General features: G+C 70.8%; 15 protein-coding genes and 1 tRNA gene. 9 read left to right on the top strand and 7 right to left on the bottom strand.

Annotation, left to right across the window (positions count from 1 at the left end; translation table 11 throughout):
* Positions 1 to 25 precede the first annotated feature (25 nt).
* Positions 26 to 892 carry a PAC2 family protein gene (locus ABC271_RS08105; protein WP_412924383.1) on the top strand — a complete coding sequence of 289 codons (867 nt, stop codon included), beginning with the start codon at positions 26 to 28 and terminating at the stop codon, positions 890 to 892.
* A gap of 62 nt (positions 893 to 954) precedes the next feature.
* Here ABC271_RS08105 and ABC271_RS08100 read toward each other — a convergent pair whose 3' ends face one another.
* Both ABC271_RS08100 and ABC271_RS08095 read right to left on the bottom strand, forming a co-directional pair.
* Entirely contained in the window at positions 955 to 1,803 is an 849-nt protein-coding gene (locus ABC271_RS08100; RefSeq protein ID WP_412924382.1) for an undecaprenyl-diphosphate phosphatase, read from the bottom strand.
* Between the two features lie 8 nt (positions 1,804 to 1,811).
* Complete coding sequence (locus ABC271_RS08095) at positions 1,812 to 3,113, bottom strand: M20/M25/M40 family metallo-hydrolase (protein WP_412924381.1); 1,302 nt, start codon at positions 3,111 to 3,113, stop codon at positions 1,812 to 1,814.
* 139 nt (positions 3,114 to 3,252) lie between these two features.
* On the opposite strand from ABC271_RS08095, the gene ABC271_RS08090 reads away from it, so the two are divergent.
* Positions 3,253 to 3,337, top strand: a tRNA-Leu gene (locus tag ABC271_RS08090).
* 134 nt (positions 3,338 to 3,471) lie between these two features.
* Complete coding sequence (locus ABC271_RS08085) at positions 3,472 to 4,515, top strand: isopenicillin N synthase family dioxygenase (protein WP_412924380.1); 1,044 nt, start codon at positions 3,472 to 3,474, stop codon at positions 4,513 to 4,515.
* A 132-nt stretch (positions 4,516 to 4,647) separates the two neighbouring features.
* Here the strand turns inward: ABC271_RS08085 and ABC271_RS08080 are convergent, their stop codons facing one another.
* Complete coding sequence (locus ABC271_RS08080; RefSeq protein ID WP_412924379.1) at positions 4,648 to 5,727, bottom strand: VIT1/CCC1 transporter family protein; 1,080 nt, start codon at positions 5,725 to 5,727, stop codon at positions 4,648 to 4,650.
* Positions 5,728 to 5,887: 160 nt separating this feature from the next.
* Positions 5,888 to 7,807, bottom strand: a complete 1,920-nt coding sequence (locus ABC271_RS08075) for a DEAD/DEAH box helicase (protein WP_412924378.1) — start codon at positions 7,805 to 7,807, stop codon at positions 5,888 to 5,890.
* A gap of 248 nt (positions 7,808 to 8,055) precedes the next feature.
* Here ABC271_RS08075 and ABC271_RS08070 point away from each other — a divergent pair, with 248 nt between their 5' ends.
* Complete coding sequence (locus ABC271_RS08070; protein WP_412924377.1) at positions 8,056 to 8,916, top strand: SGNH/GDSL hydrolase family protein; 861 nt, start codon at positions 8,056 to 8,058, stop codon at positions 8,914 to 8,916.
* A 2-nt stretch (positions 8,917 to 8,918) separates the two neighbouring features.
* On the opposite strand, the gene ABC271_RS08065 is transcribed toward ABC271_RS08070, so the two are convergent.
* The gene (locus ABC271_RS08065) at positions 8,919 to 9,725 is read right to left on the bottom strand and encodes a TrmH family RNA methyltransferase (RefSeq protein WP_412924376.1); all 807 of its coding nucleotides are present in this window, start codon (positions 9,723 to 9,725) and stop codon (positions 8,919 to 8,921) included.
* 107 nt (positions 9,726 to 9,832) lie between these two features.
* Here ABC271_RS08065 and ABC271_RS08060 point away from each other — a divergent pair, with 107 nt between their 5' ends.
* The 3 genes from ABC271_RS08060 to ABC271_RS08050 all read left to right on the top strand — a co-directional run bounded on the left by ABC271_RS08060 (position 9,833) and on the right by ABC271_RS08050 (position 11,999).
* A complete protein-coding gene (locus ABC271_RS08060) occupies positions 9,833 to 10,681 on the top strand; it encodes a Sir2 family NAD-dependent protein deacetylase (protein ID WP_412924375.1) in 849 nt (282 codons plus the stop codon).
* Positions 10,682 to 10,796: 115 nt separating this feature from the next.
* The gene (locus ABC271_RS08055; RefSeq protein ID WP_412924374.1) at positions 10,797 to 11,384 is read left to right on the top strand and encodes a histidine phosphatase family protein; all 588 of its coding nucleotides are present in this window, start codon (positions 10,797 to 10,799) and stop codon (positions 11,382 to 11,384) included.
* 141 nt (positions 11,385 to 11,525) lie between these two features.
* Positions 11,526 to 11,999: an Lrp/AsnC family transcriptional regulator gene (locus tag ABC271_RS08050; RefSeq protein ID WP_412924373.1), complete on the top strand. Its 474-nt coding sequence runs from the start codon at positions 11,526 to 11,528 to the stop codon at positions 11,997 to 11,999.
* Positions 12,000 to 12,082: 83 nt separating this feature from the next.
* Here ABC271_RS08050 and ABC271_RS08045 read toward each other — a convergent pair whose 3' ends face one another.
* A complete protein-coding gene (locus ABC271_RS08045; protein ID WP_412924372.1) occupies positions 12,083 to 13,075 on the bottom strand; it encodes a DMT family transporter in 993 nt (330 codons plus the stop codon).
* Between the two features lie 72 nt (positions 13,076 to 13,147).
* On the opposite strand from ABC271_RS08045, the gene ABC271_RS08040 reads away from it, so the two are divergent.
* A complete protein-coding gene (locus ABC271_RS08040; protein WP_412924371.1) occupies positions 13,148 to 13,708 on the top strand; it encodes a CGNR zinc finger domain-containing protein in 561 nt (186 codons plus the stop codon).
* Here the strand turns inward: ABC271_RS08040 and ABC271_RS08035 are convergent.
* Positions 13,696 to 14,589: an alpha/beta fold hydrolase gene (locus ABC271_RS08035; RefSeq protein ID WP_412924370.1), complete on the bottom strand. Its 894-nt coding sequence runs from the start codon at positions 14,587 to 14,589 to the stop codon at positions 13,696 to 13,698. The genes ABC271_RS08040 and ABC271_RS08035 overlap by 13 nt on opposite strands.
* Before the next feature lie 179 nt (positions 14,590 to 14,768).
* Here ABC271_RS08035 and ABC271_RS08030 point away from each other — a divergent pair, with 179 nt between their 5' ends.
* Entirely contained in the window at positions 14,769 to 15,503 is a 735-nt protein-coding gene (locus ABC271_RS08030) for an exonuclease domain-containing protein (RefSeq protein WP_412924369.1), read from the top strand.
* Positions 15,504 to 15,520 lie beyond the last annotated feature (17 nt).

Here is a 15,520-nt window from a genome sequence, read left to right as displayed (position 1 = left end):
GCCCCGCAGGGGCAGAGGAGGTTGCGTGGACGCACTGGGTCGCCGGATCATCGTCGCCGCTTTCGACGGCTGGAACGATGCCGGGGAGGCGGCCTCGGCCGCGGCAGCGATGCTGCGGACGGGCAGCGACTACGAGGTGGTCCATTCCGTGGATCCGGAGCTGTACTTCGACTATCAGTACACGCGGCCCCAGATCGGTGTGGATGCCGAGGGTCACCGCACGCTCACGTGGCCCGAGGCGACGCTCCTTCGCCCCGCGCGCCGCACCGATGACCCCGAGATCTGGCTGCTCGTCGGCGTGGAGCCCGCGCGCGCCTGGCAGGCGTTCGCCGCCGAGTTCATCGACGTCGCCCTGCGCGAGGACGTCACCGGGTTCGTCGCCCTCGGCTCGATGATGTCGGACGTGCCGCACACCCGACCGATCTCCGTCTTCGCCGGCAGCGACAACGACGGCGTGCGCCAGTCGCTCGGACTCGAGCGAAGCCTGTACGAGGGCCCGGTCGGCATCCTCAGCGCCCTCGGTGACGCCGCCGAGCGCGCCGGCATCCCCACCGCCAGCCTGTGGGCGAGCGTGCCGCACTACGTCGCGGGCCACACGCCGTCCCCCAAGGCCACGCTCGCGCTCCTCGACCGTCTGGAGTCGGTGTCCGGCATCCCCGTGCCCCGTGGCGAGCTCGCCGCCGAAGCCGTCGCCTGGGAGGCGTCGATCGACGCCGCAGCGGCAGACGACGACGAGATGCGCGAGTACATCCACCAGCTCGAGCAGACGCGCGACACGTGGGACTCGCCCGAGGCGTCGGGGGATGCCATCGCCCAAGAGTTCGAGCGCTACCTCCGGCGGGGCGGCGACGGCCCGACCAAGCCCGGACGCGACGAGCCGCCTCGCCGCTGAGCGGAAACGACGACGGCGCCGTCCCTCATCGGGGGCGGCGCCGTCGGTCTTCGCGTCGGAGACTATCCGGCGATGATCGCCGACTCCGCCGGCACGACCCCGGTCAGCAGCAGGACGATGACGATGACGCCCAGCACGACGCGGTAGATCACGAACGGCAGGAAGCTGCCGCGCTTGAGGTACTGCATGAGGAACGCGATCACGAGGTAGCCCGCGACGAAGGCGATGACGGTCGCGATGCCCGTCTCGCCGAGCGTGTACGGGCCGGTGCCCTCGTCGAAACTCTTGTACAGCTCGAAGAACCCGCTCGCGAACACCGCGGGCACGGCGAGCAGGAACGAGTACTCGGCCACCGCGGTGCGCTTGTAACCGAGCGCGCGGCCGAGGGTCGTGGTCGCTCCCGAGCGTGACACGCCCGGGACGAGGGCGAGAGCCTGGGCGAAGCCGTAGGCGAAGCCATGCGGGTACGTCAGGTCATCGAGCTCGTAGCGTCGCTTGCCGTAGTGATCGGCGAGGCCGAGCAGGACGCCGAAGACGATCAGCACGATCGCGGTGATCCACAGGCTGCGGAAGTTGTCGCGGATGAGGCTCTGCAGCAGCACGCCGAGCACCGCGATCGGGATGGTTCCGATGATGATCAGCCACCCCATCCGCGCGTCGGGGTCGTTGCGTGGCACCTTGCCGGTGAGCGACTGGAACCACCGCGAGATGACGCGGCCGATCTTCTTGCGGAAGTAGATCACCACCGCCAGTTCCGTGCCGATCTGGGTGATCGCGGTGAACGTGGCGCCAGGATCGGTCTGCGACGGCAGGAACTCGCCGACGATGCGCAGATGCGCGCTGGAGGAGATCGGGAGGAACTCGGTCAGGCCCTGGACGAGCCCGAGGATGATGACCTCGAAAATGTGCATGGAGTCCTTCAGTACGTCCGGATGAGGTCGGCGAGAACTCGACGACCGAACTCGAGCGCGTCCACGGGGACGCGCTCATCCACACCGTGGAACATCCCGGTGAAGTCGAGATCGGACGGGAGTCGCAACGGCGCGAACCCGTAACCGGAGATTCCGAGGGAGGCGAGAGCCTTGTTGTCGGTGCCGCCGCCCATGAGGTACGGGATGACCGGCACGCCCGGGTCGTGCCGCGACAGCTGTCCGACCATGGCATCCACGAGGTCACCCGAGAACGGGACCTCCAGGCCGATGTCCTGGTGGACGATCTCGACCTCGATGTCGGGCCCCACGATGCGGCGGATGTCGGCCAGCGCCGCCTCTTCGGTGCCGGGGAGGACGCGCACGTCGATGAGCGCTTCCGCCCGGTCGGGGATGACGTTGTGCTTGTAGCCGGCGGTGAGCCCCGTCGGGTTCGTCGTCGTGCGAAGCGTCGAACGGAGGAACCCGGATGCGGCGCCCGTGCGCTGTGCCAGCGCGTCGGGGTCGCCCGCGTCGTCGCCCGTGAGCTCGGCGAGGCCGGCAAGGAGCTGCGTGGTGGTGTCGGTGAGGCGGACCGGCCAGCGCGTGCGACCGAGCGCGGCGACGGCTTCGGCCACGGCGGTGACGGCGTTGTCGGGGTGCAGGGCGCTGCCGTGACCGGCGCGGCCGCGAGCCACGAGCCTGATCCACAGCAGCGCCTTCTCGCCCACCTGCAGGAGGTACGCGCGTCGGTCGTCGACCGTGATCGAGTACCCGCCCACCTCGCTGATCGCCTCGGTCGCCCCCGCGAACCACTCGGGACGGTCGCGGACGACGAGCGCCGAGCCCTCGACGCCGCCGTTCTCCTCGTCCGCGAAGAACGTCACGATGATGTCGCGCTCGGGCTGCTCCCCCGCGCGCAGGACGTCGGCCACGGCGGTGAGGATCATGGCATCCATGTCCTTCATGTCGACGGCGCCGCGGCCCCACAGGATGCCGTCGCGGATCTCGCCCGCGAACGGGTCGACGCTCCAGTCCTCCGCGACCGCGGGGACGACGTCGAGGTGCCCGTGGAGGATGAGTGCCGGCTTGTCGGGGTTTCGCCCGGGCACGCGCGCACAGACATTGGTGCGGCGGTCGATCGGCTCGTAGTAGTCGACGTCGAGGCCGAGGGCTTCGAGGGAGGCGCCGACGTACTCCGCGGCCTCGCGCTCGCCGCGGGACCTGCCGCCACCGAAGTTCGTCGTGTCGAAGCGGATGAGGTCGGCGGCCACGCGGGCGACCTCGGGCGGGTCGGCGTCGTGCTCGGACATGCGCACTACGGTACCGGGCGCGTGCCCCTTCCCCCGTCCACGCCACCTCAGGACGCGCCCGGGGTGCGACGCTGGTTCGTAGGCTGTCCTCCTGGCGTGGTAATGTCGTTCTTCGTTGCGAAAGCGACAGACACCCAATGCGCGGGTGGCGGAATAGGTAGACGCGCTAGCTTGAGGTGCTAGTGCCCGTATAGGGCGTGGGGGTTCAAGTCCCCCCTCGCGCACAAAGAGAAGAAGGCCCCGGATTCGTCCGGGGCCTTCTTCTTTTCCGGTGCTGCGCACCACCCGTGACACCGGCGAAACGCCGATGTGACATCACGGCTCTAGCGTCGAGGCATCCCGGAAGGATGGATGCCACATGTACCGGTTCCACGTTCCCACGATCGACATCTCGCCCTGGGTCGCCCCCGGTCCCGAAGCCGCCCGCGCCGCCGTCGTCGCGGCCGTCGACCACGCCTGCCGCACCGTCGGGTTCATGCAGATCGTGGGTCACGGCATCCCGAATGTCGTCGTCGACGACCTCGAAGCCGGGATCGACGAGTTCTTCGCACTGCCCCTGGAGGCCAAGAAGCAGTACGTGCGACCTTCGTCTGAGAACCGCGGCTACACGCCGCCCAAGAGCGAGTCGCTGAGCTACAGCCTGGGGGTCGACCCGGTGACCCGCATGAACGACTTCTTCGAGGCGTTCAACGTCGGGACGTCGTGGCGGGAGTATCCCGGGACGACGGCGACGGCCGCGGACTACGCCGAGAACACCTGGCCCGACGCAGCCCCGCTGTTCCGCGGGGCGGTCGAGACCTACTACGGCGAGGCACGGCGGGTCGCTCACACCCTGACGCAGATCTTCGCCGCGGCCCTGCGCGTGCCCGACGATTACTTCGATTCGCTCACCGACCACTCGATCGACGTGCTGCGGATGAACAACTACGCGCTGCCGCCGGGGTCGATCGAGCTCGGCGCCGAGCTGACGGGCATGGGCGAGCACACCGACTTCGGCCTGGTCACCGTGCTGTGGGCTGACCAGGTGGCGGGGCTCCAGGTGCTGGGGCTGGACGGATCGTGGAACGACGTCATGCCCGCGGACGGGGCGCTGCTGGTGAACATCGGAGACGTCGCCGCGCGGCTCACGAACGACAAGTGGCTTTCGACGCTGCACCGGGTCAAGCCGCCCGTGATCGACGGGACGATCGAGCGACGCCGGTCGGCGGCCTTCTTCCACGACGGCAACGCCGATGCGGTGGTGGGGGTGCTCCCCCACTTCGCGACCGCCGAGTTCCCCGCACTGTACGAGCCGGTGACGGTCGCGCAGCACATCACCGCAAAGCTCGCCGGCTCCCGCGCCGGTCGCAAGAACATCAGCGCCGTGCGCGAAGCCGCGCGCGTACACGCGAGCCGCGGCTGACCCGCGCTCCCCCGCCGCCGCGCGCCCCCAGCCCAAGCGATAAACGCGATCTGCGGCGAAACACGCCGCGAGAGCGCGTTTCTCGGCACAAATCGCGTTTCTCGATGGATGCCGCAGACTCAGGCCGCAGACTCAGGCCGCCGACACCCCGAACAACAGGCCCAGGACGTACGTCACGGCGGCGGCGCCGAAACCGATCGCAAGTTGGCGCAGGCCGCGCTTGAGCGGCGAGGCGCCGGAGAGAAGACCGACCATCGCGCCCGTCCCCAGCAGAGCGATGCCCACGAGCGCCAGCGCCACGGCCACGGCGCCGACGCCGCTCAGACCGAAGATCCACGGCAGGACCGGGATGATCGCGCCGGAGGCGAAGAACAGGAAGCTCGACAGCGCCGCGCCCCAGGCGCTCCCGACGACCTCGTGCGAGAACTCCCCCGGCGCCGCGGCGACCGGAGCGGTGCCCGCCTGGGCCGCGGAGACGACATCGCGCGCCTTCACGAGGGCCTCGTCGGCATCCATCCCGCGGGTGCGATAGACGAGCGCGAGCTCGTTGGCATCCAGGTCGAGGTGAGGGAGCGCGGCATCGGCGAAGTCGTTCTCCTCGGTCGCCTCGAGCAGCTCGCGCTGCGACCGGACCGAGACGAACTCCCCGGCGCCCATCGACAGCGCGCCGGCGAGCAGACCCGCGATACCGCTGAAGAGCACGAAGCTCGGCGCAACGCCCGTGGCACCGACGCCCATCACGAGCGCGAGGTTCGACACGAGTCCGTCGTTCGCGCCGAACACCGCGGCACGGAACGTACCCGACAGGCGGCGGCGTCCGCGGGCGGCCAGACCGCGCACGACCTCGTGGTGCACCTGCTCGTCGGCGGCCATCTGCGCAGTGGCGTAGGGCTCGTCGGCGTACGGCGAGCGGGCTTCGGCGTTCTGGGCCAGTGCGAGGACGAAGATCGAGCCGAACCGGCGCGCCATCCAGGCGAGCAGCGTGGTGCCCAGACCGGGTCGGGGAAGTCGCTGCGGCGTGTCGCCGAGCAGGTCGAGCCAGTGCTGCTCGTGGCGGCCCTCGGCCTCGGCGAGCGCGAGCAGGATCTCGCGTTCCTCGCCGGCGCGTCGGCTCGCGAGGTCGCGGTACACGCGGGCCTCGGCGCGCTCGTCGACGAGGTAGCGCGCCCAGCGGCGGCGGTCGCGGGCGGTGGGTGTGGCGGCGATCGTCACGGTTCTCCTTCGGGTCGCCCCCACGTTAGAGGGAGGGATTCCCTCCCCGGGCGCGCGGGCGGAGACTGACAGCATTTCGGGTCTCCGAAGCCCGGAAAGACGCGGATGCCACTACCCCGGTGCCAGCATTTCGGGCCCGCGAAACCGTCCCGAATGAGGCTCAGGAACGGACGCGCTTGCGCAGCACCTCGATGCGGGCCTGCAGCTGCGCGACGGTGGCGTGGGAAACGGCGGGGCCTCCGCAGATGCGGCGGAGCTCGGCGTGCACGAGACCGTGCGCTTCGCCCGTCTGCCGGGCGTAGAGCCCGACGAGGCTGTTGAGGAGCTGCCGCTGCTCTTTGAGGGTGCGGTGCAGCGGCTGCGGCAGGCCGCCCTCGTCGACGCTGGGCGGCTCCTGGCCGCTGGCCTTCTCCTTCGCCTCGCGCGAGGAGCGGTGCCGCGACTGACGCGACGCGCGCGTCATGAGCACCTCGTGCACCTGCTCGGGTTCGAGGAGCCCCGGGATGCCGAGGAACTCCTCCTCCTCGACCGTGCCGGGGACGGCGAGCTGGCCGAACTCCTGCCCGTCGAACAGCACGCGGTCGAAGTGGGCGAGCGAGCCGAGGGCCTGATACTCGAACTCCTGCTCGAGCGCGTCGGAGGCTTTGTCCTCGCGCTCGGCGGCATCCATCATGTCTTCTTCGGCGTTCCACTGGTCGTCCGCGTCGCTGTCGCGGTCGAGGGCGTGGTCGCGCTGGGCCTCCATCTCTCCGGCGAGCGCCAGGAGCTGCGGCACGTTGGGGAGGAAGACGCTCGCGGTCTCTCCTCGCCGACGGGCGCGGACGAAGCGGCCGATGGCCTGCGCGAAGAAGAGCGGCGTGGAGGCGCTCGTGGCGTACACGCCGACGGCGAGGCGCGGGACGTCGACGCCCTCGGACACCATGCGGACCGCGACCATCCAGCGGCTCGTGCCCTTCGAGAACGTCTCGATGCGGCCCGAGGCCTCGGCCTCGTCGGAAAGGACGACGGTGACCTTCTCGCCGCTGATGTCCTCGAGGATCGTGGCGTAGGCGCGCGCGGCGGTCTGGTCGGTGGCGATGACGAGGCCGCCGGCATCCGGGACCGTTTCTCGCACCTCTGTCAGGCGCCGGTCGGCCGAGCGCAGCACCGCGGGGATCCAGTCGCCGTTGGGGTCGAGCGCGGTGCGCCAGGCCTGCGAGGTGATGTCCTTGGTGTTGTCCTGCCCGAGCTGCGCCTCCATCTCTTCGCCCGCTTTGGTGCGCCAGCGCATCTGCCCGGCGTAGACGAGGAAGAAGACGGGGCGCACGACCCCGTCGTCGAGCGCGCGACGATAGCCGTAGGCGTAGTCGGTGCGCGAGAGGCGGATGCCCTTGTCGTTCGGGTGGTACTCCACGAACGGGATCGGCGCGGTGTCGCTGCGGAACGGCGTCCCCGACAGCAGGAGACGCCGGGTCGCCCGCCCGTACGCCTCGCGGAGCGCGTCGCCCCAGCTGAGGGCGTCGCCGCCGTGGTGGACCTCGTCGAGGATCACCAGGGTTCTGGCATCCATCGTCAGGCGCTGATGGACCTCGGCCTTGACCGCGACCTGCGCGTACGTGACCGCGACGCCGTGATACTGCCGCGAGGGGGTGGCGTGCCGGTTGGAGAAGTACGGATCGAGACGGATGCCGACGCGCGCTCCCGCCTCGGCCCACTGGGTCTTGAGGTGCTCGGTGGGGGCCACGACGACGATGCGATCGACGACGCGGCGGCGCATGAGTTCGGAGGCGAGGCGCAGGGCGAACGTGGTCTTACCGGCGCCGGGGGTGGCGGCGGCGAGGAAGTCCCGCGGGCCCTTGCCGACGCCGTCGGGACCGTCGGAGCCGAAGTACTGGTCGAGCGCCTCGGCCTGCCAGGCGCGCAGGCGCTGGGCGGTTCCCCACGGGGCGCGCTGCGGGAACGAGGGCGAGAGGTGCTCGGCGGCGAAGGAGCCGAAGTGGTGCTCGTCGCTGCCCTCGGGCGCCTCGGCGAAGGAGAGCTCCGGAGCAGTCGCGTCGGCGGTGTGCGGGAGGGCCGAAGTGCGGGCTTCTTCTTCCAGCATCGAACCTCCATCCCTCGCGAGCGCGAACATCCACGATAGGCGACGGCGCGGGGGTCACGCGCCGGCCTGGGGACGGTTCCGCGACCCCATCAGCGATAAACGCTCTGCGTTGGCAGAAACGCTCCGGCGCGGCGTTTCTGCCCAGCCGGAGCGTTTATCGAGGGGGTCGGCCCAGCGCCCGGGAGAGGGGGAGCAGCAGGACCCTTGTCCTGTCGGAGGCCGGGGTTAGCCTAGGATCGGAGGTTTCGATGACACTCGATGCGCACTCGCCCGCCACCCCGTCTCCGTCCGACAACCCCGGCCCGCACCCCTGGCGCCGGTTCGTCGCCCTCGGCGACTCGTTCACCGAAGGCATCGGCGACCCGCTGCCCGACGGCGGTCACCGCGGGTGGGCCGACCGCGTCGCCGAGGTGCTGGCATCCCAGGTCGACGACTTCGCGTACGCCAACCTCGCGGTGCGCGGGAAGCTCATCGGGCAGATCGTCGCCGACCAGATCGAACCGGCGCTCGCTCTGAAGCCGGATCTCATCACGTTCTCCGCCGGAGGCAATGACGTCATCCGCCCCGGCACCGACCCCGACCTCGTCTCGCAGCAGTTCGAGGACGCGGTCGTCCGGCTGCGCAGCGACGGCGCGACACTCGTCGTGTTCACCGGGATCGACACCGAGTTCACGCCGGTGTTCCGTGGCATCCGGGGCAAGGTCGCGATCTACAACGAGAACATCCGTTCCATCGCCGATCGCTACGACTGCATCGTCGCCAACCAGTGGGGCCTGAAAGAGGTCCAGGACATGCGCTTCTTCGACGACGACCGACTGCACTACAACGCCCTCGGTCATCACGAGGTGGCGCGCATGGTGCTGCGCGCGCTCAACGTGCCCAACGACCTGCAGCCGATGCAGCCCGATGCACTGACCGCCACGACCTGGCGCGCCGCACGCGAGAAAGACCTCGTGTGGGCGCGGTCGTACCTCATGCCGTGGGTGCTGCGGCGTCTGCGCCACCAGTCGTCGGGCGACGACATCCTGCCCAAGCGCCCCGAGCCGCTGCCGGTGACGACGCTCGCCCCGGGCCGGGATGCCGCGGCCTCACGCGAGACGCAGGTCTGAGGTCAGCGCAGCGCGCGGCCGAGCTCCCAGAGCGCGACCGCGCTCGCCGCGGCGACGTTGAGCGAGTCCACTCCCCCGGCCATCGGGATCGTGACGACCGTGTCGGCGGCCTGCAACGCACCACGGCTGAGGCCGTCGCCCTCGGCACCGAGCAGTAGCGCGACGCGCTCGTGCCCGGCCGAGGCGAACGCGTCGAGCGGAACGGCGTCATCGGCGAGCGCGAGGGCCGCGAGGTGCAGCCCCGCGTCCTGCAGCAGCGGCTTCGCCTCGGGCCACTCCGGCAGCCGCGTCCACGGCACCTGGAACACGGTCCCCATGCTGACCCGGACGCTCCGGCGGTACAGCGGGTCCGCGCAGCGCGGGGTCACGAGCACCGCGTCCGCGCCCAGGGCGGCCGCCGACCGGAACGCCGCCCCGACGTTGGTGTGATCGACGATGTCCTCGAGCACCACGACGAGCCGCGCCCCCGCGACGACGCCGGCGACGGACCCGAGGACGGGGCGATGCATGGATGCCAGCAGCCCGCGGTGCACGGTGTACCCGGTGACGCGCTCGGCCACCTCGGAGGGGACGACGTAGACCTCGGCATCCGGTCCGACGAGGGCGAGGGCGTCGTCGAGGAACTTCTCCTGCACGAGCACGGAGCGCGGGCTGTGTCCGGCGCGGAGCGCACGGTCCAGCACCTTGGACGACTCCGCGATGTACAGGCCCCCCGCGGGTTCGCTGACGCGCCGCAGCGACACGTCCGTCAGGTCGCGATAGTCGGCGAGCCGCGGGTCGGTCGCGGAGTCGATCGGGGTCACGGGCATCGTCCCACTCTGCCAGGGCAAGGATCGTCCCGCGCCCCGAACGGCTCGAACCGCCCCGGACGACGGCGTGCGCGGGCGGTCCTAGACTCGACACGACGGAGGTGGGCATGACGGACACGACGAGGGATGCCGAGACGGTGGCATCCATCGATCGAGCCGTCGAAGTGCTTGCCGGTCGCCGCATCGCCGTCCTGACGGGCGCCGGGGTGTCGACCGATTCCGGGATCCCCGACTACCGCGGCAAAGGGGCACCGACACGCACCCCGATGACGGCACAGCAGTTCCTGGCGAACGCCGACGCGCGCCGGCGGTACTGGGTCGGCAGCCATCTCGGGTGGAAGGCGTTCGCGGCCGCCACGCCGAACGACGGGCATCGCGCCCTCGCGACGCTCGAGAACGCCGGCGTCTCCAACGGGGTCATCACGCAGAACGTCGACGGCCTTCACGTGCGCGCCGGGAGCCACCGCGTCGTCGAGCTGCACGGCACGATGCGCCGTGTCGGGTGCCTGCACTGCGGGCAGGTGTTCGACCGTCGCGACCTCGCGGCACGCGTCGAGGCGGACAACCCCTGGATCACCGTGCCCGCGAACGTTGAGCTCGGGCCCGACGGCGACGTCACGCCGGCCTCGGCGGAGGGCTTCATCGTCCCGGTGTGCACCGTCTGCGGAGGCACTCTCAAACCCGATGTCGTCTTCTTCGGCGAGTACATCCCGGTCGAGAAGTTCCGCGAAGCCGAACAACTGGTGCACGCGAGCGATGCGCTCGTGGTGGCGGGTTCGTCCCTCGTCGTGAATTCCGGTATCCGTCTCGTCGAGCGGGCTCGCCGTCGACGGCTCCCCGTCGTCATCATCAACCGCGGTGCGACCCGCGCCGACCAGCGCGCGGCCGTCAAGATCGACGCCGGCACGAGCGACGTGCTGACGACCTTCGCGGAGCGGTTGCCGGAGCTGCGGTAAGGCACAGGGCGCGCCCGCGTCCCGCGCGACGTGCGCGTTGTCGCCGCGGACCGCACGGCGGGCAGCCTCGCACCGGGCGGCTCCCCGCTCCTACGCCCGCGGGTAGGCTCGAAGCGTGACGATCCTCACCCTCGTGCGCCACGGCGAGACCGACTGGAACGCCCGTGGCCGCGTCCAGGGCTCGACCGACATCCCCCTGAACGACACGGGCCGCGCCCAGGCCCGTGAGGTCGCCGCGACGCTCGCCGCCGACCTCGCCGGACGCGACGTCGTCGTCGTCTCGAGCGACCTCTCCCGGGCCGCCGAGACCGCCGACACGATCGCGGACGCGCTCGGCACGATCGTCACCCGCCGACTCCCGGGCCTGCGCGAGCGTTCGTACGGCGACGCCGAGGGCATGGATGCCGCCACGTTCTCCGACGCGTACGGACCGTGGCACGCAGCCCAGGTTCCCGGCGCCGAGGCGTGGCCGGTCGTGCGTGAGCGCGCCCTCGCCGCGATCGCCGAGGTCGTCGCCGAAACGCCGGAGGGCGTGGATGTCATCGCGGTCGCGCACGGCGCGTTAATCCGCGAGGTCATCATGCATGCCACCGACGGCGAGTTTCCCCGCGTGGGCGAACGGCTCCCGAACTGCTCCGCGACCGTGTTCCGCCTCGACGGCGAAGCGTGGGAGATGCTGGCCTACGCCGGCGTCGCGAACTGAGCATCGGGCCCCGGACCCGCGCATCGCGGCGGGATTCCGACGCGCGAAGCACGCTCGGCACGCAGGGCGCTCAACGCCTGCCACGCTGATTCAGCATTGTGCACATCGTGAGAGCTCGGCATCCTGCTAATGTTCCGAAGCATGACCAAGCTCGACGCGGTCGACCTCGACCTCCTCCGCGCCCTGTCCCACGAACCGCGTGCGACGGTGGTTGCGCTCGCTGAAAAGTTGGGGCTCTCCCGCAACACGGTCCAGGCGCGCATGAGCCGCCTGGAGAAGGGCGGGGTCTTCCTCTCGTACGAGCGCACGCTGTCGGCCGAGGCGTTGGGGTTCCCCATCGAGGCGTTCCTGCAGGTGACGGTGCGCCAGGCCGAGCTGCCGACGATCCGTGAGGCTCTCGCCCGGGTGCCCGAGGTGCTGCAGGCCCACGGATTGAGCGGCCAAGTCGACCTCCTCGTGCGCGTCGCCTGTCGCGACACCCAGCACCTGTTCGACACGGACGCGCGCATCCTCTCGATCGAGGGCGTCGAACGCACCGAGACATCTCTCGTGATGGGCGAGGTCATCGGCTACCGCGTGAGCCCGCTGATGGACTTGGCGCGCGAGCAGCTCTGAGCCGAGCGCCGCCCGTCACCCATCGGCCACGCACGGCACCAGGTGCGGCCCGCGACCCCCGAGGGTGACAGCAGCCCGCGCTCTTAGGGCGACGGCACCACCGGAATGCTCGCGGTCTCGGTCCGCTGCTCGACCGGGTCACTGGCATCCAGCCGCACGAGCACCACTCCCGCGAGGAGCACCGCTCCCCCGATGAATTGCACGGGCGCCGGCGTCTCGCCGAGCAGGAGCCACGCGAAACCGAGCGCGAAGAGCACCTCGCTGAGCCCCACGAACGACGCAACGCGCGAACCGATGAGCGGCACGGCGATCACGCCGAGCGCGTACCCGAGGGTCGTCGCGACTGCGCCGACCCACAGCAGGGGCAGGATGCCGTGCACCTCGAGCCCCAGCACCTGCACCGTGATCGCGGGAGCGGCGAAGGGGAGCACCCCGGTGGCCACCAGGACGGCCATGACGAGGGTGCCGGTGAGCAGACCACCGGCCGCGAGCGCGAGAGGCGGAAGCTCATCGCCCGCGCGTGCCGCGATGACGAAGTACGCCGCCGCACAGACGGCGGCGCACAGGGCGAAGAGCGTTCCCAGCAGATCGAAGCGCGCCCCGCTGATGTCCACGACCAGCACGAGACCCGCCATCGCCACGACGGAACCGATGATGACGAGCCTGGACGGCGCCCGGCGCGTCCGCACCCACACCGCCACCACGAGCAGAACCGGCGCGATGTACTGGATCAGCAGCGCGACAGCGACCGGCATCCGCTGAAGCGCGGCGAAGTAGAACACCTGGCATCCGGCCACGGCCGTCAGACCGAACGAGACGATGATCAGCCCGTGGCGGCGAAGGAACCCGCGCTGACGGCGGATCGCGCGGATGAGGGCCGGCGACAGGATCAGGGATGCCAAGGCCATCCGCACGAGCAGGACGGCGCCGAGCGACCACCCGCCCTCCAGCAGCGGCTTGACGAAGGGGCCGCTGGAGGAGAACGCCAAGGCGGACGCGACGGCGATCGCGAGGCCGGTGACGGCGCCGGACCCGCGGTGGGTCGGGCGAGGGAGGGCGACGGAGGAAGTGGTCATGCAAAGCCCGCTGTCAGGAGTCAAATACGTTTACACTCGTGACAGTAGAGCCTTCGCCTGTCAGGAGTCAACATGGTCTTCATCCGTGACACCGAACTCGTCCTTCGCGCCACGGTCGAGCTGGTCAACACGCTCCCCCACACCGACACCACCGGCGAAGACACGCTCGTCTCGCCCGAGCAGCTGGAGGACTTCGCCACCCGGCACGGCTACACGGGTTCGCGCACGCACGACGATCGAGAGCTCGCCGCGGTCCGCGGCATCCGCAACCGGATCTACGAGCTGTGGACGGTCGACCGCGACGGGGGCGTCCCCCTCGTGAACGCGATGCTCCGCGACGGCCGCGCCCTCCCGCAGCTCGTGCGCCACGACGGATTCGACTGGCACATCCACGCGTCCGACCCCTCGGACGCGCTCGCTCAGCGCATCCTCGTCGAGGCGGCGATGGCGTTCGTCGACGTCATCCGCGCCGACGAGTACGCGCGCGTTCGCGTGTGCGATGCCGACGACTGCCGCGGCGTGTACGTCGACTTCTCGAAGAACGGCTCGAAGCGGTACTGCGATTCGGGCAACTGCGGCAATCGCATGAACGTCAACGCCTACCGGCGCCGCAAGGCGGATCAGCCGGCCTGAGAATCCTCGGTTCCGAGGAACCCGCGGATCGCGGATGCCGCGACGGCCGGGGTCTCGTAGTGGATCAGATGACCGACGGCCGGGATCTCGACCAGCTCGGCATCCGGGAACAGGGTTGCGAGGTGGCGTTCGGCCTCGATGGGGGTGATGTCGTCCTTCTCGGCGGCGACGAGGAGGGTCGGCTGCGCTATGCGCGGAGCGAACTCGCGCACGTCGTGCGACACGCTCGTGACGAACGCGTCGTGCAGGACGTCGCGGTCGGCGAAACGCGAGAAGTACGCGTCGTGCTGCTCGTGGATGAACCGGCGCAGATCGGGCTCGCGGGTCTTGGCCATCGCGATGCTCATGACCCGGACGATGACACCGTTGCGCAGCAGCGCATCCCCCAGCGCGCGCGGAAGACGCGCGCCGGCGAGGTAGTAGAACACCGCGAGGCGCGTAAGTAGCCCACGGGGCCCCTCGAGCGCCGGGGCGCCGATCGGGTTCACCAGGATGAGCCGCGGCGTCGCGAGACCGCCGGCGACCGCCGCGGACGCGACGATCGAGCCGAACGAGTGACCGAGGACGATCGCCCCCGGCGCCACCGGCTCCACGAACGCGCGCAACCAGTCCGCGTACGCGTCGAGGTCGTGCGTGCGTCCCGGCAACGGAGCGGTCTCGCCGAAACCCGGCAGATCGGGCGAGATGACCCGGATGCCGGGCAGGTGCGCCACGACCGGCTCGAGCCCGTGGTGCTCGCCGCGGAAGCCGTGCACCGCCACGATCGTCGTCGCGGCGTCCTCGTCGCCGTAGGTCCAGTACGCCGTCGTCCCGCCGAGGATCTCGGCCGTCCGCCGCTCGACCGCGATCTCGGCCAGGAGCGGGGCGTAGGGGTTCGGCATCCGTCGATTCTACGAGGTGGGGCGCGCGCTCCGGGGCGTCGGGGCGGGGCGCGGGCGGTCCGGCGTGGGCGTGGTCTTCCGTCCCGGGGACGCCGGGCCGGGGGCGCGGGAGGTCCGGCGTGGGGGCCGTTGCGGAGCGCCTCGCGCGCCGTGTCGGAACCCCGCCCTAGCGTGAGCGCATGACCACGTGGCAGGCCGAGCCGCTCCCCTTGTTCCAGACCCCGGAGTGGGCGCGCGTCGTCGGCGTGTTCGACCTCGAGACCACCGGCGTCGACGTCAGGAACGATCGGATCGTGACCGCGCACGTGGGCGTGCTCGACGCCGACGGCCACATCATCGACGCCCGTGACTGGCTCGCCGACCCCGGCGTCGAGATCCCCGCGGGCGCCGCCGCGATCCACGGCGTGACCACCGCTCAGGCCCGCGCCGAAGGGGCGCGGGCCGCTTCCGTCGTGTCCGAGGTCGTCGAGGCGCTGCGGGCCTTGTTCGACGCCGGGATCCCCGTCGTGGCGTACAACGCTCCGTTCGACTTCTCGCTGCTGAAGTACGAGGCCCTACGCCACGGCATCCTGCCGATCGATGCTCCGTCACCGGTGATCGACCCGCTCGTCGTCGACAAGACCTACGACCGCTACCGGCGCGGCAAGCGCACGCTCACACACGTCGCTGCACACTACGCCGTGCCGCTCGAGTCCGCGCACGAAGCCTGCGCCGACGCCGTCGCCGCGGGACGCCTCGCCCTCGCCCTCGCCGAGCGCTACGCCGCGTGGCTGCCGCCGACTCTCGACGAACTGCACACGCGACAGATCGCGTGGGCGCGGGCGCAGGCGGCGAGCCTCACGGAGTACTTCGTGAAGATCGGACGGTTGGATGCCGAGGCTCCCCCGCTCGACGGGGCGTGGCCGATCCGCTGAACCGCGACGTCGGGCTG

The organism is Microbacterium canaveralium (assembly GCF_047238045.1).
Lineage (GTDB): Bacteria > Actinomycetota > Actinomycetes > Actinomycetales > Microbacteriaceae > Microbacterium.
The sequence above is the reverse complement of the archived record's forward strand: the minus strand, read 5'-3'. Positions and strand labels throughout refer to the sequence as shown.